The 19992-nt window shown below is 70.6% G+C and carries 19 protein-coding genes; 11 read left to right on the top strand and 8 right to left on the bottom strand.

From position 1 onward, the window contains the following. Nucleotides 1-80: 80 nt before the first annotated feature. Genes ACIOMQ_RS07360 through paaA form a run of 5 tightly spaced genes read right to left on the bottom strand, consistent with a single transcriptional unit; the run spans nt 81 to nt 3629 of the window. Nucleotides 81-1139: a 2Fe-2S iron-sulfur cluster-binding protein gene (locus ACIOMQ_RS07360; RefSeq protein WP_401262071.1), complete on the bottom strand. Its 1059-nt coding sequence runs from the start codon at nt 1137-1139 to the stop codon at nt 81-83. Beyond that, nucleotides 1140-1646 carry a 1,2-phenylacetyl-CoA epoxidase subunit PaaD gene (gene paaD, locus ACIOMQ_RS07355; protein ID WP_362192608.1) on the bottom strand — a complete coding sequence of 169 codons (507 nt, stop codon included), beginning with the start codon at nt 1644-1646 and terminating at the stop codon, nt 1140-1142. It abuts the gene before it with no gap. Then, nucleotides 1640-2341, bottom strand: coding sequence for a 1,2-phenylacetyl-CoA epoxidase subunit PaaC (gene paaC, locus ACIOMQ_RS07350; protein WP_362192611.1), 702 nt, complete (start codon nt 2339-2341; stop codon nt 1640-1642). Before paaC ends, paaD begins: the two co-directional genes overlap by 7 nt. Then, entirely contained in the window at nt 2338-2628 is a 291-nt protein-coding gene (paaB, locus tag ACIOMQ_RS07345) for a 1,2-phenylacetyl-CoA epoxidase subunit PaaB (protein ID WP_362192615.1), read from the bottom strand. Before paaB ends, paaC begins: the two co-directional genes overlap by 4 nt. After that, on the bottom strand, nt 2625-3629 hold the full coding sequence (paaA, locus tag ACIOMQ_RS07340; RefSeq protein WP_362192618.1) for a 1,2-phenylacetyl-CoA epoxidase subunit PaaA: 1005 nt from the start codon (nt 3627-3629) through the stop codon (nt 2625-2627). The genes paaB and paaA overlap by 4 nt, the downstream gene beginning before the upstream one ends. Before the next feature lie 119 nt (nt 3630-3748). Between paaA and ACIOMQ_RS07335 the strand changes: the two genes are divergently transcribed. The 3 genes from ACIOMQ_RS07335 to ACIOMQ_RS07325 all read left to right on the top strand — a co-directional run bounded on the left by ACIOMQ_RS07335 (nt 3749) and on the right by ACIOMQ_RS07325 (nt 6599). Continuing rightward, complete coding sequence (locus ACIOMQ_RS07335; RefSeq protein WP_362192621.1) at nt 3749-4510, top strand: DUF5819 family protein; 762 nt, start codon at nt 3749-3751, stop codon at nt 4508-4510. Continuing rightward, entirely contained in the window at nt 4507-5820 is a 1314-nt protein-coding gene (locus ACIOMQ_RS07330; protein ID WP_401262077.1) for an HTTM domain-containing protein, read from the top strand. Before ACIOMQ_RS07335 ends, ACIOMQ_RS07330 begins: the two co-directional genes overlap by 4 nt. Before the next feature lie 140 nt (nt 5821-5960). After that, nucleotides 5961-6599, top strand: a complete 639-nt coding sequence (locus tag ACIOMQ_RS07325) for a TrmH family RNA methyltransferase (RefSeq protein ID WP_362193691.1) — start codon at nt 5961-5963, stop codon at nt 6597-6599. A 162-nt stretch (nt 6600-6761) separates the two neighbouring features. On the opposite strand, the gene paaN is transcribed toward ACIOMQ_RS07325, so the two are convergent. Beyond that, a complete protein-coding gene (gene paaN / locus ACIOMQ_RS07320; RefSeq protein WP_362192627.1) occupies nt 6762-8462 on the bottom strand; it encodes a phenylacetic acid degradation protein PaaN in 1701 nt (566 codons plus the stop codon). Between the two features lie 123 nt (nt 8463-8585). Between paaN and ACIOMQ_RS07315 the strand changes: the two genes are divergently transcribed. Further along, complete coding sequence (locus tag ACIOMQ_RS07315; RefSeq protein WP_362192630.1) at nt 8586-9179, top strand: TetR/AcrR family transcriptional regulator; 594 nt, start codon at nt 8586-8588, stop codon at nt 9177-9179. A gap of 79 nt (nt 9180-9258) precedes the next feature. On the opposite strand, the gene ACIOMQ_RS07310 is transcribed toward ACIOMQ_RS07315, so the two are convergent. Next, nucleotides 9259-9765, bottom strand: coding sequence for an Lrp/AsnC family transcriptional regulator (locus ACIOMQ_RS07310; protein ID WP_402188404.1), 507 nt, complete (start codon nt 9763-9765; stop codon nt 9259-9261). Nucleotides 9766-10028: 263 nt separating this feature from the next. On the opposite strand from ACIOMQ_RS07310, the gene pdhA reads away from it, so the two are divergent. The 7 genes from pdhA (at nt 10029) to ACIOMQ_RS07275 (ending at nt 19009) form a co-directional block, all read left to right on the top strand. Next, a complete protein-coding gene (gene pdhA, locus ACIOMQ_RS07305; RefSeq protein WP_362192636.1) occupies nt 10029-11189 on the top strand; it encodes a pyruvate dehydrogenase (acetyl-transferring) E1 component subunit alpha in 1161 nt (386 codons plus the stop codon). Further along, nucleotides 11186-12217 carry an alpha-ketoacid dehydrogenase subunit beta gene (locus tag ACIOMQ_RS07300; protein ID WP_362192639.1) on the top strand — a complete coding sequence of 344 codons (1032 nt, stop codon included), beginning with the start codon at nt 11186-11188 and terminating at the stop codon, nt 12215-12217. The genes pdhA and ACIOMQ_RS07300 overlap by 4 nt, the downstream gene beginning before the upstream one ends. Then, nucleotides 12217-13770 carry a dihydrolipoamide acetyltransferase family protein gene (locus tag ACIOMQ_RS07295; RefSeq protein WP_402188178.1) on the top strand — a complete coding sequence of 518 codons (1554 nt, stop codon included), beginning with the start codon at nt 12217-12219 and terminating at the stop codon, nt 13768-13770. Before ACIOMQ_RS07300 ends, ACIOMQ_RS07295 begins: the two co-directional genes overlap by 1 nt. A gap of 99 nt (nt 13771-13869) precedes the next feature. After that, on the top strand, nt 13870-14718 hold the full coding sequence (locus ACIOMQ_RS07290) for an NTP transferase domain-containing protein (RefSeq protein WP_362192645.1): 849 nt from the start codon (nt 13870-13872) through the stop codon (nt 14716-14718). Nucleotides 14719-14768: 50 nt separating this feature from the next. Next, complete coding sequence (locus ACIOMQ_RS07285; protein ID WP_402188402.1) at nt 14769-16691, top strand: molybdopterin-binding protein; 1923 nt, start codon at nt 14769-14771, stop codon at nt 16689-16691. Then, complete coding sequence (locus tag ACIOMQ_RS07280) at nt 16649-17785, top strand: potassium channel family protein (RefSeq protein ID WP_362192651.1); 1137 nt, start codon at nt 16649-16651, stop codon at nt 17783-17785. The genes ACIOMQ_RS07285 and ACIOMQ_RS07280 overlap by 43 nt, the downstream gene beginning before the upstream one ends. 237 nt (nt 17786-18022) lie before the next feature. Continuing rightward, nucleotides 18023-19009, top strand: a complete 987-nt coding sequence (locus tag ACIOMQ_RS07275) for an NAD(P)H-quinone oxidoreductase (protein WP_362192654.1) — start codon at nt 18023-18025, stop codon at nt 19007-19009. Between the two features lie 373 nt (nt 19010-19382). Here the strand turns inward: ACIOMQ_RS07275 and ACIOMQ_RS07270 are convergent, their stop codons facing one another. Beyond that, a complete protein-coding gene (locus ACIOMQ_RS07270; RefSeq protein WP_362192657.1) occupies nt 19383-19931 on the bottom strand; it encodes a bacterial proteasome activator family protein in 549 nt (182 codons plus the stop codon). Nucleotides 19932-19992: the final 61 nt, after the last annotated feature.

Raw genomic sequence — 19992 nt, 5'->3', positions numbered from 1 at the left:
GATGCGTGGATGCGTGAATGCGTGGATGCGTGGGGCTGGGTGGGTGAACTGGGGTGTGGCCAGCGGTCACCGGCCGACGCTCAGCGGTCGAAGTCGAGTTCCACCTCCGGAGTGACCGGATGCGATTGGCATGCCAGTACATAGCCGGCTCCCGTTTCTTCGGGCTCCAGCGCGAAGTTGCGGTCCATCCGCACCTCTCCCGAGACCAGGAACGCCCGGCAGGTCCCGCACACACCGCCCTTGCAGGCGTATGGGGCGTCGGAGCGGCTGCGCAGCACTGTCTCCAGCAGTGATTCGCCATCCTGCACCGGCCAGGTTCCGGAGCGGCCGTCCAGGGTCGCGGTGAGCCGGCTGTGGGCGGGCGTTTCGGCCGGGGTGCGGGCGGGCGCGTTCGGGCCGTCGTCCACATGGAAGATCTCCTGGTGGATACGGGTCCGGTCGATGCCCAGGCCATGCAGTGCGCCTTCGGCCGCCCGCACGAGTCCGAACGGCCCGCACAGGTACCAGCCGGCCACCTCCGTGACCGGAAGCAGCGCGGGCAGCAGCTCGACGAGCCGATCCCGGTCCAGCCGGCCGGACGGGAGACCTGCCTGCTGTTCCTCCCGGGAGAGCACCGTGATCAGCTGGAACCGGTTCGGGTAGCGGTCCTTGAGGTCGGCGACCTCGTCGAGGAACATCGTCGACAGTGCCGTCCGGTCGCTGCGGATCAGACAGAAACGGGCGTCGGACTCCCGCGCCAGCAGCGTTGCCGCGATCGACAGCACCGGGGTGATCCCGCTGCCCCCGACGATCGCCGCGAAATGTCCGGCGCGGGGCGTGAGCACGAAGCGGCCCATGGGGGGCATCGCCTCGACCAGGTCACCGACGGCGAGTTCCTTCAGCGCGTAGGTGGAGAACGCGCCGCCGTCGACGAGCCGGATGCCCACTCGCAGCACCGGGTCGGCCGGTTCCTCCGCGGCCGGGGAGCAGATCGAGTACGAGCGGCGGATCTCCTCGCCGTCGACGATGTAGCGCACATTGAGGTGCTGACCGGGTTTGTGGCGGAAGGTCTCGCGCAGCTCGGGCGGCACGGCGAGGGTGACGGCCACCGAATCGTCCGTGAGCCGTTCGATCGCGCGGACCCGGAGCGGATGGAACATCTACAACTCCTTGAAGTGGTCGAACGGTTCGCGACACGTCACGCACCGGCGCAGCGCCTTGCAGGCGGTGGAGGAGAACCGGCTCAGCAGCTCCGTATCGGTCGAGCCGCAGTGCGGGCAGCGCACCGAGAGCGTGAGCGGCACCGGGCCGTCCGAGGGCGCCGTGGCGTCGTGCGGGCGCGGGGGCGCGATGCCGAACTCGGCCAGCTTGCGCCTCCCCGCCGCGCTGATGTCGTCGGTCGACCAGGCCGGTGAGAGCACGGTGACCACGGAGACCTCCGGTATGCCGTGGTCATGAAGCACCCGCTCGATGTCCGACGACATGGCCTCGATCGCCGGACAGCCGGTGTAGGTCGGGGTGAGACGCACGGTGACCCTGCCGGGCGCGACGACATCCACGCCCCGGAGCACTCCCAGCTCGTCCAGGGTCAGCACGGGCAGTTCGGGATCGGGCACCGACCCTGCGAGCCTGTACAGCTCCTCCTCCAGGAGTGTTCCGGTCACCATGACGCCCCCGGATGGCTGCGATGCAGATGCTGCATCTCGGCGATCATCCGGCCGAAGGGTTCGGTGTGGATACCCTGGCGGCCCGCGCCCGCAGTCCACGCTCCGGACTGCGGTCCCGTCGGCACGGTCAGCGTGGCCCTTTCCAGTACCGCGGTGACGGACTCCAGCCAGCCGCTGTGCAGTGACTGCCAGTCGATCTCCACGCCCTCCACGGGCTGGAACAGCTCGCCGGTGAACCGCCACAGAGCATCGACCCCGCGCTGCATCCGCTCATGGCTCTCGGCTGTGCCGTCGCCGAGCCGGAGTGTCCAGTGCTCCGCGTGGTCCTGGTGATACGCGACCTCCTTGACCGCCTTCGCCGCCAGCCCGGCGAACGGGCTCCCACCGGCCGCCAGCTGCTCGTACAGCAGTCGCTGGTAGGCGGAGAAGTAGAGCTGGCGGGCGATGGTGCAGGCGAAGTCGCCATTCGGCTGCTCGACCAGCTGGACGTTGCGGAAGGCGCGTTCCTCGCGCAGATACGCCAGCTCGTCCTCGTCCCCGACGAGGGAGAGCAGTATCCGGGCCTGCCCCAGCAGGTCCAGCGCGATGTTGGCCAGGGCCACTTCCTCTTCCAGCACGGGGGCGTGGCCGGCCCACTCCCCCAGCCGGTGCGAGAGCACCAGCGCGTCGTCGCCCAGGGCGAGGGCCGCGGTCACAGGTGCTTCACCCCTTCCGGGATCTCGTAGAACGTCGGGTGCCTGTAGGGCTTGTCACCGGCCGGTTCGAAGAAGGAGTCCTTCTCGTCCGGCGAGGAGGCCGTGACCTGGGCGGAGGGGACCACCCAGAGGGAGACGCCCTCGGATCGGCGTGTGTACAGATCGCGCGCGTTGCGCAGGGCCATCTCCGCGTCCGGGGCGTGCAGGCTGCCCGCGTGGGTGTGGGACAGCCCGCGGCGCGAACGCACGAACACCTCCCACAGTGGCCATTCGGTCGAGCTGCTCATGCTGTCGCCTCCCCATCGGGTACTGCTGCGTGTTTCTCCGCGTACGCGACTGCCGCGTCCCGGACCCAGGCGCCCTCCTCGTGCGCCCGGCGGCGCTGGGTGAGGCGCTGCTCGTTGCACGGGCCGTTGCCCTTGAGGACTTCCTGGAATTCCTTCCAGTCGATCGCCCCGAAGTCGTGATGCCCACGCTCCTCGTTCCACCGGAGATCCGGGTCCGGAAGGGTGAGTCCGAGCGCTTCGGCCTGGGGGACACAGATGTCCACGAAGCGCTGCCGCAGCTCGTCGTTGGAGTGCCGCTTGATCTTCCAGGTCATCGACTGTGCCGAGTGGGCCGATGCGTCGTCCGGCGGGCCGAACATCATCAGGGACGGCCACCACCAGCGGTCCACCGCGTCCTGGGCCATCTCGTGCTGCGCCGGGGTGCCGCGGCTGAGGGTGAGCAGCAGCTCGTATCCCTGGCGCTGGTGGAAGGACTCCTCCTTGCAGATGCGGACCATCGCCCGGGCGTACGGGCCGTAGGAGCAGCGGCAGAGCGGTACCTGGTTGGTGATCGCGGCGCCGTCCACGAGCCAGCCGATCGCGCCCACGTCCGCCCAGGTCAGCGTCGGGTAGTTGAAGATCGAGGAATACCTCTGGCGGCCTGCGTGGAGCTTGTCGAGCAGCTCCTCGCGGCCGGTGCCGAGGGTCTCCGCGGCGCTGTACAGATAGAGCCCGTGCCCGGCCTCGTCCTGCACCTTGGCCATCAGGATCGCCTTGCGGCGCAGCGAGGGCGCTCGCGAGATCCAGTTGGCCTCCGGCTGCATTCCGATGATTTCGGAATGGGCATGCTGGGCCATTTGCCTGACCAGCGAGGCGCGGTACGCATCAGGCATCCAGTCGCGCGGCTCGATGCGCTCGTCCGCAGCCACCGCGGCGTCGAAAGCCGCTTCCAGGGCCTCGTCCGCCCCTTCGGGCCTGCCTGGTCCCGCCTGCGCCGCTTGGTCCGCAGTCACTGCCGTCATCCCGGACTCCCTACCGACCGACCGATCGTTCGGTTCAATGTCTTCAATGGTGAGTCGGCGGCCCGTAGGGTGTCAACCCTGTGGATAACTGACCGGGGATCGACGGGGATCGGGGCGGGATGGATTCGTACGACGACAGGGGTGCCGAGAGCGGGAGCGGGGGCGCCGGGCCAGGGCCGGGGCGGGGCGAGGACACATCGCCGGGCGCCGGTCGGGAGCCGGGTTCACCTCCTCGCGGGGGCATCGCCGCCCTGTCGCTTCCGTACCAGATCGTTGCCGCGATCGCGCTGTCCGTCATCGGGCTGGTCGCGTGCGGTCAGCTGGCCATGGTGTTCCTGCATGTCGCGCCCTCCAACACCCTGACCAAGCAGCACGGCAAAGCGGTCGACGACTGGATCTATCCCGAGTTCGAACAGAACTGGAAGCTCTTCGCCCCGAACCCCCTCCAGCAGAACGTGGCCGTTCACGTGCGAGCCGAGATAGCCGGGGCCGACCGCCGCCGCACCACCTCCTGGATGAGTCTTTCCGGTGAGGACGAGAAGGCGATACGCGGCAATCTTCTCCCCAGCCACATCCATCAGAACGAGCTGCGCCGCAGCTGGGACTTCTACATCAACTCGCACGACAACGAGGACCGGGCGAACGGCCTGCGCGGTGAGCTCTCCGAGCGCTACATCCGCCGTATCGCCATGCGGCGCCTCAGCGAGCACGACTACGGCGGCACCGTGGAGCGCATCCAGATCCGTTCCGAGGTGCGGTCCATCGCGGCGCCGGGCTGGAGCGAGGAGAAGATCAGCACGAAGCCGTCCTACCGGGTGCTGCCGTGGTGGACCATCACCCCGGCCGATCTCCCCGAGAATGCCAAGGGGGCGGACAAGTGAGCACGCCAACCTTCGATCGCAGGCTCGCCCGCGGCATCCAGCGCATCACCTCCTCGGCCCTCGGCCCGTACCAGAGCGCCGTCATCCGGATCGGCTTCTCCGCCACCTACCTGCTGTTCCTGCTGCGTGAACTCCCACACCGCCATGAGATGTACGGTCCCGACGCCCCATGGCGCTGGGACATGGCGCAGCAGCTCATATCGGGCAATCAAGCCTTCACCACGCTCATGTGGTCGGACAGCACGGTCTGGTTCGAGATCGTGTACGCGGTGGCGCTGCTCTCCGCCGCACTGCTCATGGTCGGCTGGCACACCCGCGCCATGTCGGTCCTCTTCATGGTCGGTGTGCTCTCCCTGCAGAACCGCAGCATCTTCATGGGCGACGGTGGCGACAACGTCATCCATCTCATGGCGATCTACCTCGTGCTGACGCGCTGCGGGCAGGTCTGGTCGTTGGACGCCCGGCGCGCAGGCCGTGCAGATCGCGCAGGAGCGGCGGGGCGTGTGGGCCGCACACCGGGGCTGCCGGCTGACGCGGATACGGATACGGATACGGATGCGGACATCGCCGCCCTTCGGCGTTCGGCACCGCGGGACGTGGCCGGCCCGATTCTCTGGGTGGTCCTCGGCCTGGCTCTGATCGCGGCCACCGTGACAGACGGTCTGGGCGGCACCACGTGGCTGCCGGCTCTCTTCTGGCTCCTCTGGGCCGGCCAGGGCGCCTGGTGGGTCGTGAACCGCCGTGCGCCGGACAGTGAAGCGCGCACCCTGCTCGATGTCATCGCCAATCTCGCCCACAACGCGACCCTTGTCGTGATCGCGGCCGAGGTCTGCATGATCTACGCGACGGCGGGGTGGTACAAGATCCAGGGATCGCGGTGGCAGGACGGCACGGCGCTGTACTACCCGCTCAAGCTCGACTACTTCACGCCCTGGCCCGGACTGTCGGACATTCTCGCGGCCAGCGGCGTGATGGTCATGCTGCTGACGTACGGCACGGTCATCGTTCAGGTCGCCTTTCCTTTCACCCTGTTCAACCGGCGGGTCAAGAACGTCCTGCTCGTCGCCATGATCTGCGAGCACGCCGGCATCGCCCTGCTGCTCGGGCTGCCTTTCTTCTCGATGGCGATGATCGCCGCCGACTCCGTCTTCCTGCCGACCGTCTTCCTGGTCTGGCTCGGCGGCCGCGTGACCCTCGGACGGGAGCTGCTGTTCTCGCGCAGGGGCAAGGCGCCGGGGCAGCGGCGTGCCGTCGATGACGAGGAGGCCCCGCAGCACAGCGGCGACGGGGGCCATACGCTCGTCGGGTGAGTAGTGAGAGCGGCAGCAGCACCGACGGCATGGGCGGCACTGGCAGTACCGGCGGGAAGCCGCTGATCGAGGAGTCCCCAGGACATGAACCGGCCGTCGCGCCCGTACCGGCGGCGGAACCCGGCCCGGCCACGGAACCGATGCAGTACGACGACGGGTTCGGCTCGGAGATCGGCGTCGGACCGCACCCACTGCCCTGGCCCGTGGACGAGCGGTACGACCCCGAGCTGCTCGCCCACGGCGACCGGCGCAACGTCGGCGACGCCTACCGGTACTGGACCCGGGAGGCGATCGTCGCCGATCTTGATCTGCGACGGCACGACTTCCATGTGGCGGTCGAGAACTGGGGCCACGACTTCAATATCGGCTCCGTGGTGCGAACCGCGAACGCCTTCCTCGCCAAGGAGATCCACATCGTGGGCCGGCGGCGCTGGAACCGGCGCGGTGCGATGGTCACCGACCGGTACCAGCATGTGCGGCACCACCCCGACACGCAGTCGCTGACCGCATGGGCGGCGGCGGAGGGGCTGCCGATCATCGGGATCGACAATCTGCCGGGGGCGGTTCCGCTGGAGCGGACCGAGCTGCCGCGGCGGTGCGTGCTGCTCTTCGGGCAGGAAGGGCCCGGGCTGACGGAAGAGGCCCGCGAGCACGCGGCGATGGTGTGCTCCATCGCGCAGTTCGGATCGACGCGGTCGATCAATGCGGGGGCCGCGGCCGCGATTGCCATGCATGCGTGGGTGCAGCGGTACGCGGAGATTCCAGGGACAGCGCGGTAGGCGGGGCGGGCGCGGAGCGGTTGCCTGCAGGGCGTCCGCGGGGCGTCTGCGGCGGGTTCGCTGCCCCGCCCTTCCCCTTCCGTAACCGCAGGCTCCGTCCCCCGGACCTCTGCTCCTCGAACGCCCGAGGGGCTGGAGAGGGGCCCGGGAGAGCGGTGCGGGTTATGCCTGGCGGCGGACTTCCACTGTGCGGAAGCGGTTTGCCACGAACGCTCCGTCGCACAGGGCCGCATTCGCCGCCGGGTTGCCGCCCGAGCCGTGGAAGTCGGAGAACGCCGCGGTCTGGTTGACGTACACCCCGCCCGTCAGGTTCAGCGAGAGCTGCGCCGACTCGTCCAGGCAGACGTCCTCCACCGCGCGCTCCACCGCCGGCGAAGTGGTGTACGCGCCGACCGTCATCGCGCCCTTGTCGCGGATCGTGCGGCGGAGCAGCTCCACGGCGTCGGCTGTCGAGTCGACCGCTACGGCGAAGGAGACCGGTCCGAAGCACTCCGACAAGAGGTGCTCCTCGTCGTCCGGCTTGGTGCTGTCCAGTTTGACGACGACGGGGGTGCGGACCACGGCGTCGGGGAATTCCGGGTTGGCCACCTCACGGGAGGGCAGGGCGACTTCACCCAGCGCCGCGGCCGCCTCCAGGCGGGCCTTCACCTCGGGGTTGACCAGTGCGCCGAGCAGTGCGTTCGCCCGGGTGTCGTCGCCCAGCAGGCCGTTCACTGCGGCGGCGATGTCGGCGACGACCTCGTCGTACGTCTTGTCGCCGTCGTCGGTCGTGATGCCGTCCCGGGGGATCAGCAGGTTCTGCGGGGTGGTGCACATCTGGCCGCTGTACAGCGAGAGGGAGAACGCCAGGTTGGCGAGCATCCCCCGGTAGTTGTCGGTGGAGTCGAGGACGATCGTGTTGACTCCGGCCTTCTCCGTGTAGACCTGGGCCTGGCGGGCGTTGGTCTCCAGCCAGTCGCCGAAGGCGGTGGAGCCGGTGTAGTCGATGATCTTGATCTCGGGACGCACCGCGAGAGTCTTCGCGATGCCTTCCCCCGGTCGTTCGGCGGCCAGGGCGACCAGGTTGGCATCGAAGCCTGCCTCGACGAGCACCTCGCGGGCCAGCTGCACCGTGAGCGCGAGCGGAAGCACGGCGCGCGGGTGCGGCTTGACCAGGACGGGATTGCCGGTGGCCAAGGAGGCGAAGAGGCCCGGATAGCCGTTCCACGTGGGGAACGTGTTGCAGCCGATCAGGAGCGAGATGCCGCGGGGGGCCGCGGTGAACGACTTGTGCAGTTGCAGCGGGTCGCGCTTGCCCTGGGGCTTGGACCAGTCGGCGCTCTGCGGGGTGCGGATCTGCTCCTCGTACGCGTACGCCACCGCTTCCAGGCCGCGGTCCTGGGCGTGCGGGCCGCCCGCCTGGAACGCCATCATGAAGGCCTGGCCGCTGGTGTGCATCACCGCGTGGCCGAACTCATGGGTCCTGGCGCTGATCCGCGCGAGGATCTCCAGGCAGACCAGGGCCCTGGTCTCGGGGCCCGCCGCCCGCCAGGCGGCCATACCCGCACGCATCGCCGGCAGCAGGACATCCAGGTCGGCGTGCGGATATTCGACCCCCAGCTCCGGCCCGTACGGAGAGATCTCACCGCCCGTCCAGCCGTCGGTGCCCGGCTGGCCGAGGTCCAGCCGGGTGTGCAGCACGGCGTCGAAGGCGGCCTTGCCCTCGGCGGGGCTCAGGCTGCCGGGGGCACCGCCCTCGCCGTATGCCTTCGGATGCTCGGGATGCGGGGACCAGTAGGCGCGCGTACGGATCGCGTCGAGGGCTTGGTCGAGCGTGGGGCGGTGCTTCTCGGACAGCAGGTGCGGGGAGAGCTCGGCGGCCATGACGGACCAACTCCTCAGCGAGCTGGGCAGGGACGGGCGGACAGAGTTAGAGTAACCGAACGATCGGTCGGGACAAGGGGGCCCGCCAAACCTGTGGACAACTCGTAGGGGAGGATCGCGGACATGACCACGGCCAAGCGGGACACGTACACCCCGGAGACTCTGCTCACCGTCGCCGTCCGTGTCTTCAACGAGCGCGGCTACGACGGCACGTCCATGGAGCATCTCTCCAGGGCTGCGGGCATCTCCAAGTCGTCCATCTATCACCATGTCGCGGGCAAGGAGGAGCTGCTCCGTCGCGCGGTGAGCCGGGCGCTGGACGGGCTCTTCGGCATTCTCGACGAGCCGGGGGCGACGCAGGGGCGTGCGATCGAACGGGTCGAGTACGTCACCCGTCGCACCGTCGACGTGCTGATAGCCGAACTTCCCTACGTCACGCTGCTGCTGCGCGTACGGGGGAACACGAAGACCGAGCGATGGGCCATGGAGCGGAGGCGCGAGTTCGACCACCGGGTGACCGACCTCCTCAGGGCCGCTGTTGCGGACGGCGATCTCCGCTCCGACGTGGACATACGACTGGTGACGCGGCTGCTCTTCGGGATGGTCAACTCCCTGGTGGAGTGGTATCGGCCGCAGCCGGACGGCGGCGTCGACGGTGAGCGGCTGGCGGACACGCTCGTCCTGGTGGCCTTCGAGGGGATGCGGTCCAGCCGCTGAGCGGTCCAGCCGTCGGGCAGCCGTTGGGCGGTCCAGCCGCGGGGCCGAAACGTTCTGAATTTCCGGTTACGGGGTCCCGTTACGTGAGCTCGGTGGGTCTGGCCGGGCCCGGGGCCAGGTCCGTCTCCTCGAAGACCAGGAGCGTGCGGGTCGAGAGCACCTCCGGGATGGCCTGGATCTTGGTCAGGACCAGTTCGCGCAGCGACCGGTTGTCCGGGGTGTGCACCAGCAGCAGGACATCGAAGTCGCCGCTGACGAGCGCGATGTGAGTGGCCCCCGGCAGCGCCTGGAGCTGCTCGCGCACGGTGCGCCAGGAATTCTGGACGATCTTGAGCGTGATGTACGCGGAGGCCCCCTGCCCCGCCCGCTCATGGTTCACGCGCGCGCTGAAACCGCGGATCACGCCGGCGTCGATGAGCCGGTTGATCCGGGCGTACGCGTTGGCCCGGGACACATGGACGCGGTCGGCCACCGACCGTATCGAGGCGCGGCCGTCCGTCTGGAGCAACCGCAGGATGTCGCGGTCGACTGCGTCCAGCGGGCGCGCGGGCGGAATCTGGCCGGGACCCTCGCCCCCCTCGGCCATTTGTTCAGCTGACATGTGCCCGCGCCTCCCTGTCCTGGACGACCTGCCCCCATCCCAGGCTGTGGATAACCGTTTGTCCACAGGCTGAAGGCGCCTGTAGCCAAAATGCGCTCGCGACCGAACAATCGGTAGGTGAGGCACGCCACATCAGCGCCTCGGACAGTGCTCGACATTTCGATGTATTTCGACACCCCTCGGCATCGGACGACCCCCGACGCCGACCGACGCCGCTCGAAACCCCTCGATGCCAGGAGGTGCTTGTCATGACGGTCCAAGAGCTGCCCGGCGCGGCCGCTTACCGGCCCACGCCGCCACCGGCCTGGAAGCCGCTCACCGATCCCGCGCCGCTGCTCCCGGACCCCGAGCCGTACCGCGTGCTCGGTACGGATGCCGTGGCCGACGCCGACCCCGAGCTGCTGCTGCGGCTCTACGCGGAGCTGGTCCGTGGCCGGCGGTACAACGCGCAGGCCACCGCTCTCACCAAGCAGGGCCGGCTCGCCGTCTACCCGTCGAGCACGGGGCAGGAGGCCTGCGAGATAGCGGCCGCGCTGGTGCTGGAGGAGCGGGACTGGCTCTTTCCCAGCTACCGCGACACGCTGGCGGCCGTGGCGCGCGGCCTGGACCCGGTCGAGGCACTGACGCTGCTGCGTGGCGACCGGCACACCGGCTACGACCCGCGCGAACACCGCATCGCGCCTCTCTGCACCCCCCTCGCCACCCAGCTGCCGCACGCCGTGGGCCTGGCACACGCGGCGCGCCTCAAGGGCGACGACGTGGTGGCGCTGGCCATGGTCGGTGACGGAGGGACCAGCGAGGGCGACTTCCACGAGGCACTGAATTTCGCGGCCGTCTGGCGGGCCCCGGTCGTCTTCCTCGTGCAGAACAACGGCTTCGCGATCTCCGTGCCGCTGGCGAAGCAGACCGCTGCGCCGTCCCTGGCGCACAAGGCCGTGGGGTACGGGATGCCGGGCCGGCTGGTGGACGGCAATGACGCGGTCGCCGTGCACCAGGTCCTCGGCGAGGCGGTGGCACGGGCCCGGAGCGGTGGCGGGCCGACGCTCGTCGAAGCGGTGACGTACCGCATGGACGCCCATACGAACGCCGACGACGCCACGCGCTACCGCGGCGACAGCGAAGTGGAGGCGTGGCGCGCGCACGATCCGATTCAGCTCCTGGAGCGGGAGCTGACCGGGCGGGGGCTGCTCGGGGACGACGGGATCGAGGAGGCGCGCGTGGACGCGGAGCGGATGGCGGCAGCTCTGCGCGAGCGCATGAACACCGATCCGGTGCTCGACCCGATGGATCTCTTCGCCCACGTGTACACGGAACAGACCACGCAACTGCGGGAGCAGGCCGCCCGGTTGCGGGTCGAGCTGGAGGCCGAGCAGGACCAGCACGGCAACGACATGGAGGAAGGGCGATGACCACCGCAGCGGCACCGGCCGGAGAGCGGACGGCGAAGGCCAAACCCGCCACCATGGCGCAGGCGCTCGGACGAGCGCTGCGCGACTCGATGGCCGAGGATCCGACGGTGCATGTCCTCGGCGAGGACGTCGGCGCGCTCGGTGGGGTCTTCCGGATCACCGACGGTCTGGTGAAGGAGTTCGGCGAGGACCGTTGCACGGACACCCCATTGGCCGAGGCGGGCATCCTCGGCACGGCCGTCGGTATGGCGATGTACGGGCTGCGGCCCGTGGTGGAGATGCAGTTCGACGCCTTCGCCTATCCGGCGTTCGAGCAGCTCATCAGCCATGTCGCCAAGATGCGGAACCGGACGGCCGGTGCCATGCCGTTGCCGATCACGGTCCGGGTGCCGTACGGCGGCGGGATCGGCGGCGTCGAGCACCACAGCGACTCCTCGGAGGCGTACTACATGGCGACGCCCGGTCTCCACGTCGTCACGCCCGCCACTGTCGAGGACGCGTACGGGCTGCTGAGGGCCTCGATCGCCTCCGACGATCCGGTGGTCTTCCTGGAGCCCAAGCGGCTCTACTGGTCGAAGTCGGACTGGTCGCCCGAGGCACCGCTGGCCGTGGAACCGGTCGGACGGGCCGTCGTCCGCCGGACCGGCCGCAGCGCGACGCTGATCACGTACGGGCCGTCGCTTCCGGTCTGCATGGAGGCCGCGGAAGCCGCCGTCGAAGAGGGATGGGACCTCGAAGTCGTCGATCTGCGCTCACTGGTGCCGTTCGACGACGAGACCGTCGCCGCTTCCGTGCGGCGTACGGGGCGCGCGGTCGTCGTCCATGAATCCTCCGGTTTCGGAGGTCCGGGCGGCGAGATAGCGGCCCGGGTCACCGAGCGCTGCTTCCACCACCTGGAGGCGCCGGTGCTGCGGGTCACCGGGTTCGACGTTCCGTATCCGCCGCCGATGCAGGAGCGGCACCATCTGCCGGGCGTGGACCGGGTGCTCGACGCGGTCGCCCGCTTGCAGTGGGAGGCGGAGAGCTGATGCCACAGGTACTCGAATTCAAGCTCCCGGACCTCGGCGAGGGGCTCACCGAGGCGGAGATCGTGCGCTGGCTGGTGGAGGTCGGCGACGTCGTCGCCATCGACCAGCCGGTCGTCGAGGTCGAGACGGCCAAGGCGATGGTGGAGGTGCCGTGCCCGTACGGGGGCGTGGTGACCGCGCGGTTCGGCGAGGAGGGCGCGGAGCTTCCGGTCGGGGCGCCGTTGTTGACGGTGGCTGTGGGGTCCGAGGGGGCCTTGGGGGTGGCGGGTTCCCCGGGGCCGGCCGGAATGACGGGCTCGGGGTCGGGGAACGGCACGGGGGCCGGCGCGGTGGTGTCGGCCGGGGGTTCCGGGGCCGGTCCGGGCGGGGCGGGTTCCGTCTCCGGCGCCGGTGAGGTGGAGCCGTCCGGCAATGTGCTGGTCGGGTACGGGACGGGTGCGCCGGTGGCGCGCCGCCGACGGGTCCGTCCGGAGGCGGTGGCGGTGCCTGGTGTCGCACAGGTGGCGGCGGTGGCCGCAGCCCCCGCGTCTGTTCCGGACGCGCCCCAGGGGACGCAGGGCCCGGTGGCCGTCGTCTCCCCGCTGGTTCGGAAGCTGGCACGGCAGCACGACCTCGATCTGCGGCAGCTGGCGGGCTCCGGGCCCGAGGGACTGATCATGCGTGCCGATGTCGAGTCGGCGATCAGGGCACTGGCAGCCGGCGTGGCGGCTCCTTCGCCGACCGCGATCCCGCAGTCGGTTCCGATGACCGAGCCGGTTTCGGCGCCCGAGCCGGTTTCCGCAGCGGCGCCTTCCGTAGCGGCGCCGCTGCCTCCGGTGCAGCCGTCGATCGGGCGCCGGGTCGCAAGCTCGGCCGGGGAGCGGATTCCGTTGCGCGGTGTACGGGGCGCGGTCGCCGACAAGCTGGCGCGCAGCCGACGGGAAATCCCCGATGCCACGTGCTGGGTAGACGCCGATGCCACCGAGCTGATGGCGGCCAGATCGGCGATGAACAGCGCCGGTGGTACGGCCGCGGGGCCCAAGGTGTCGGTGCTCGCCCTGCTGGCTCGTGTCTGCACTGCCGCGCTGGCCCGGTTCCCCGAGCTCAACGCCACGGTGGATCCGGAGGCGCGGGAGATAGTGCGGCTGCCGGAGATCCATCTCGGGTTCGCGGCGCAGACCGAGCGGGGACTGGTCGTCCCGGTCGTACGGGACGCGCAGGCCCGGAACGCGGAGTCGATCGGGGCCGAGATCGCCCGGCTGACCGAGGCGGCCCGGACCGGGAGGCTGACCCCGGCGGAGCTGACGGGCGGGACGTTCACACTGAACAACTACGGGGTGTTCGGGGTCGACGGGTCGACCCCGATCATCAACCACCCGGAGGCGGCGATGCTGGGCGTCGGCCGGATCGTGCCCAAGCCGTGGGTGCACGAGGGCGAGCTGGCCGTAAGACAGGTCGTCCAGCTCTCGCTGACCTTCGACCACCGGGTCTGCGACGGCGGTACGGCAGGCGGCTTCCTGCGTTACGTGGCCGACTGCGTGGAACAACCGGCGGTGCTGCTGCGCACGTTGTAGGCGGATTCGGCTGGGGGCTCCCGTTGCCTCCCTTCGTGGATCCGCCGGATCGCGGACCGGGAGGACCAACGGGAGTCCGTGGCCCGCATACTCGGAGGCATGACCGCGTACGACGCCATCGTCCTTGCCGGAGGGGCCGCCAAACGGCTCGGCGGCGCCGACAAACCCGGGATCCGGGTCGGTGGCCGTGCGCTGCTCGACCGGGTGCTCGCGGCCTGCGCCGGTGCCTCGACCACCGTGGTGGTGGGCGGTCGGCGGCCCACCGTGCGCGCCGTGACCTGGACGCGTGAAGAACCGCAGGGCGGTGGCCCGTTGGCCGCGCTCGACGCCGGGGTCCGGCGTACCGGCGCGGAATGGGTTCTCGTACTCTCCGCCGACCTGCCGTTCCTCGGGGAGAGCACGGTCGGAGCGTTGCTGGCCGCCGCATGTGACGGCGGGCGGGAAGGGGCCCTGTGCACCGATCAGGACGGCCGCGACCAGCCTCTCGTCGCCGTCTACCGTGGCGAACCGCTGCGCCGCGAGCTCGCCCTGATCGCCACCGAGCACGGCGGTCTGTCCGGACTGCCCCTGCGGTTGCTGACGAATGAACTCGACCTTGCCCGGGTGGAGGCCGGTCCCCTCGCCGCCTTCGACTGCGACACCTGGGAGGACATCGCATCGGCCCGCGCCCGCATCAGAGACCATGGGACGGTGCTGGACGAATGGATCACCGCAGTCAAGAACGAACTGGGCATCGAACTCGACGTCGACACCGACGTCCTGCTCGATCTCGCCCGTGACGCCGCCCACGGCGTCGCCCGCCCCGCCGCGCCCCTGACGACGTTCCTCGTCGGGTACGCGGCGGCGAAGGCGAGCAGCGACGGCGACGGCCCCGAGGCGGTGGCCGAGGCCGCCCGCAAGGCTGCCGCGCTGGCCCTCCGGTGGGCGGACGAGAACGAGACGCAATGACCGCCCGCCACGGTGGGCCCGACCTGTCCCCGGCGACCGATGCCGCGTCGATGGGCGCTGTGCCGACGGGCGGCGGGCCCTCGACGGGTGTGGGGCACACGGTGGACGACGGGCCCTCGACGGGTGTGGGGGCCACGGTGGACGACGGGCCTTCGGCGCGTGACCGTCCGGCGTCGGGCGACCGGGTGCCGACCCGGGAGGAACTGCGGGCCGCCGAGGAGGACCGGGCTGTTGAACAGGCCCTCGCTCTGGTCGGGCGCCGGTCTTCAAGTGAGCCCCACCCGTCACGTCGGCCTCAGCCCGCGGACCGGCTCCGCTCGGGGGACCGGTCTCAGCCTGCGGACCGGCTCCGCTCGGGGGACCGGTCTCAGTCCGACGACCGCCCCCACTCCGTGGACCGGCCTCGCTCTGTGGACCGGTCCGATTCCATGGACGCGTGTTCCTCGGAGCCGTCGGACTCCACGGACCGGCCCCGCCCCACGGAAGAGCGCGCGTCCGCATACCAGCCCCCGGCCCCGTCGCCGGCCCCGTCTTCACCCCCGCCGCCGAACCAGGGCGCGGTCCGGCCGCACGGGCGTGACCGGCACAGCCGGGCGGTCTCCTGGCGGGAGGCGCGCGCCCTCGCCGCGCGGTCGGGCCGTGACGTTCCCGTCCGTACCCGGCGGCTCCCCCTCGACCGGGCGCTCGGACACGTACTCGCCGAACCGCTCGTCGCGCTCACCGATCTGCCGTCCTTCGACACCTCCGCCATGGATGGCTGGGTGGTCACCGGGCCGGGGCCATGGACCGTTCGCGAGGTCGAGGGGAACCGAAACGAGGAGGGCTCCGGAGACGCGGGCGGGGGCGCGGGCGCCGACGCAGGCCCCCGACCGGGCCCGGGGCTGGGCATCCTCGCCGGGCACCGCGCCCCTGCCGCGCTCCCCGACGGCGATGCCGAACGGATCGCCACCGGGGCACGCATCCCGGCGGACGCCAACGCCGTGATCCGTAGCGAGCACGCTCGCGTGGACGAGGCCAAAGGGCTGCTCCACGCGAAGCACCAGGTACATCCCGGACAGGACATCAGGCCCCGCGGTCAGGAATGCCGCTCCGGGGATCAGCTTCTCCCCGCCGGGGCCCTGGTGACGCCCGCAGTCCTCGGTCTGGCCGCCGCCGCCGGGTACGACGAGCTGAACACCGTCCCCCGCCCCCGCGTCGATGTCCTCGTCCTCGGTGACGAACTGCTCACCGGCGGGCTGCCCCACGACGGACTGATCCGTGACGCGCTCGGCCCGATGATCGGCCCCTGGCTGCGCGCACTGGGCGCCGAGGCCGCGGCCCCGCAGCGTCTGGGCGACGACATCGCGGCCCTACGGCGCGCCCTCACCACCTCCGACGCCGATCTGGTCATCACCACCGGCGGTACGGCCTCGGGACCTGTCGATCACGTCCACCCGGTCCTTGCCGAGATCGGGGCCGAGCTGCTGGTCGACGGCGTCGCCGTCCGCCCCGGCCACCCGATGCTGCTGGCCGGGCTCAAGCCGTCGGGCCCGGATGCGGGCCCGGATGCGGGCCCGTATCTGGTCGGGCTGCCGGGCAATCCGCTGGCCGCCGTCTCCGGGCTCCTCACGCTCGCCGAGCCGCTGCTCCGAGGGCTGGCCGGCCGTGCGCCGGCGGCGCCGTACCGGGTCCTCGTGCGCGACGAGGTGCACGGGCACCCGTACGACACCCGTCTGGTGCCCGTCGTCCGCCGCACGGGCGGCACGGGCGGCACCGGCGGCAGCGCACACAGTCTCGGAAGAGCGGGAACCGGCAGCGCTGCCGAGCACGTCGTACCGCTGCATTACAACGGTCCGGCGATGCTCCGAGGAATTGCCGCGGCCGACGGGCTGGCCGTCGTACCTCCGGGCGGGGTACGGTCCGGCACCGAGGTGGAGATCCTCGATCTACCGTGGGCCTCGGCGTTGCCGTGGACGGAAGGGTGTTTCACGTGAAACTTCCCGGCCACGATGCGATGGCCAGGCGCGCCGACGAACATGTCGTGCCCACGCGGGTGCAGCTCCCGCGCAGGGTCGTCGCCGGACCGGCGCGACAGGTCGCCAAGCGGCTGATGATGGCGTTGCTGGTGCTTGCGGCCACTGTGCTGATTGTCTGGCTCGACCGTGGCGGATATCACGATGCCGCCGACGGCAAGGTCGACCTGCTCGATGCGGTGTACTACGCGACGGTCACCCTCTCCACCACCGGCTACGGAGACATCACCCCGTACGGAGACACGGCCCGGCTCACCAATGTGGTGCTCGTGACGCCGCTGCGGGTGCTGTTCCTGATCATCCTGGTCGGCACCACTCTTGAGGTCCTCACGGAACGGACCCGGGAGGATTTTCGGCTGAAGCGTTGGAGAGCCAACTTGCGTGACCACACCGTTGTCGTCGGCTTCGGCACGAAGGGCCGTTCGGCCATCCAGACCCTGTGCGCCACCGGCCTGAGGAAAGAGCAGATCGTCATCGTCGACCCGGCGTCCAAGGTGATCGAGATCGCCAACGCCGAAGGGTTCGTGGGCGTGGTCGGTGATGCGACGCGCAGCGAGGTGCTGCTGCGTGCCGAGCTCCAGAAGGCGCGGCAGATCATCATTGCCACCCAGCGCGACGACACGGCGGTGCTGGTGGCGTTGACGGCGCGGCAGCTCAACCGTGGGGCGAAGATCGTTGCCGCGGTGCGCGAGGAAGAGAACGCGCCGCTGCTCCGGCAGTCCGGGGCGGACGCCGTGATCACCAGTGCCAGTGCGGCGGGCCGGCTGCTCGGCCTCTCCGTCCTCAGTCCCAGCGCGGGCACGGTGATGGAGGACCTGATCCAGCAGGGCAGCGGCCTCGACCTCGTCGAACGGCCAGTGATAAAGGCCGAGGTGGGCAAGAGCGTCCGGGAGACCGAGGATCTCGTCGTCAGTGTGTTGCGGGGGCATCGACTGCTCGGATACGACGATCCGGCGGCCAGTCCTCTGCAGCTGACGGACCGTTTGATCACCATCGTGCGCGCCTCGAACGAACCGCCGCTGAGCAACCCGGCCACGGGCACACCGCGCTCGTAGCCGGGCGTTGCTCCGGTGCCGCGCTCGTTGCCGGGCGTTGCTCCCGTGCCCGTGCCCGTTCCCGTTCCTGTGTCTGTTCCCGTGCACGTCGGACGGACCGTGTCCCGCCGTTGCGCGGCCACATCATGCCGCCGCCTCCCCGTCCGCTCGCCCCGCCGTCGTGCGGCCCGTGGCACGGTGTCCTCCGGCCCGTGGCACGGCCTCGACCCGGGCGTGCCACGGAGTAGCCTCGCCGCCATGTATGCGATCACGATCCCCGAACCCGGTGGCCCCGAGGCGCTCGTATGGGCCGAGGTGCCCGATCCGGTAGCCGGCGAGGGCGAGGTCCTCGTCGATGTCGTGTCCAGCGCGGTCAATCGCGCCGACGTGCTGCAGCGGCAGGGGTTCTACGACCCGCCGCCCGGCGCGTCCCCGTACCCGGGCATGGAGTGCGCGGGCCGCATCTCGGCGATCGGGCCCGGGGTCAGCGGCTGGTCGGTCGGTGACGAGGTGTGTGCACTGCTCGCCGGAGGCGGTTACGCGGAGAAGGTCGCCGTACCCGCCGGGCAGTTGCTGCCCGTGCCGGACGGAGTCGACCTGGCACTGGCCGCGGCGCTGCCCGAGGTGACGGCCACGGTCTGGTCGAACGTGTTCATGGTGGCCCATCTCCGCCCCGGCGAGACGCTGTTGGTGCACGGCGGGTCCAGCGGCATCGGCACGATGGCGATCCAGCTCGCCAAGGCCGTGGGCGCACGGGTCGCCGTGACCGCGGGCGGACCGGAGAAGCTGGCGCGCTGCGCGGAGCTGGGCGCCGACATCCTGATCGACTACCGGGAGCAGGACTTCGTCGAGGAGCTGCGCGAGGCGACGGACGGGGCCGGTGCGGACGTCATCCTCGACATCGTCGGTGCGAAGTACCTGGACCGGAACGTGCAGGCGCTTGCCGTCAACGGCCGGCTGGCCGTCATCGGCCTCCAGGGCGGCGTCAAGGGCGAGCTGAATCTGAGCGCCCTGCTGAACAAGCGGGCCGCCATCACCGCGACTTCGCTGCGCGGCCGCCCGCTCGCCGAGAAGGCCGCCATCGTCGCTGCCGTACGCGAACACGTCTGGCCGCTGATCGCCGACGGCATCGTACGGCCGATCGTGGACCGCACGCTGCCGATGCCCGACGCTGCCGAGGCCCACCGGGTGCTGGAGTCCAGCGTGCACATCGGGAAGGTGCTTCTGCGGACACCCGCGGGCTGACACCCCACGGCCCGCCCCCCCGCCCTCGCCCCAATCCCACCCCCACCCCCACCCCCGCCCCGCCACCGAGCAGCACGCACCGCACGCTACGAGGCCCGGCACACAGGTCGTCGACCATGTGTGCCGGGCCTTGGTGGTGTTGCTCCGCCATCGAGAGGCACGGACCGGAGGACGTACCGGCCAGAGCGGCGCCGACCGGAGGGCGCACCGGCCAGTGCGGCGCGTACGGACCAGAGAGGCGCGTACGACCAGTGCGGCACGGACCGGCCGGTGCAGCGGGTACCGGCCGGTGCGGCGCATACGTGTCAGCGCGGTGTGCCGACCCATGCGGGGTACGGACCGGAGGGGCGTACCGACTAGAAGGGCGTACCGACTAGAGGTACGGGCCCGACCGGATGGCTCCGTGCTGGTCCCCGCCGCCGTCCTCGTCCTCGTGTCCGCTTCCCGGCGGGAGGGCGCGGCGCATCTGCTCCAACTGGGCCCGCGCCGCCATCTGCTGCGCGAACAGCGCCGTCTGGATGCCGTGGAAGAGGCCCTCCAGCCATCCCACCAACTGGGCCTGCGCGATCCGGAGTTCCGCCTCGGAGGGCACCGACTCCTCGGTGAACGGCAGGGAGAGCCGCTCCAGCTCCTCCACCAGCTCCGGCGCGAGGCCGTCCTCCAGCTCCTTCACGGAACTCGCGTGGATCTCCTTGAGCCTGACCCGGCTCGCCTCGTCGAGAGGAGCAGCCCTGACCTCCTCCAGGAGCTGCTTGATCATGCTGCCGATGCGCATGACCTTCGCGGGCTGTTCGACCATCTCCGTCACCGGGACCTCACGCGACTCGTCGTCAGTGCCACCGCCGCCGATCGCCATGCCGTCCTGCCCCACTACGAGGACTTGGGGGTGCTCCTGCGACCGTTCATTCCTCGGCATCTCCATGGCGCCATTGTCTCGCACACCTGCCGTGCAACACGGTGGTGCCCCCGTGAACGGTTGATCC

It is taken from the genome of Streptomyces sp. NPDC087845, assembly GCF_044742755.1.
In the GTDB taxonomy this organism is placed as follows: Bacteria; Actinomycetota; Actinomycetes; order Streptomycetales; family Streptomycetaceae; genus Streptomyces.
This window is presented reverse-complemented; position numbering and strand designations above follow the sequence as displayed.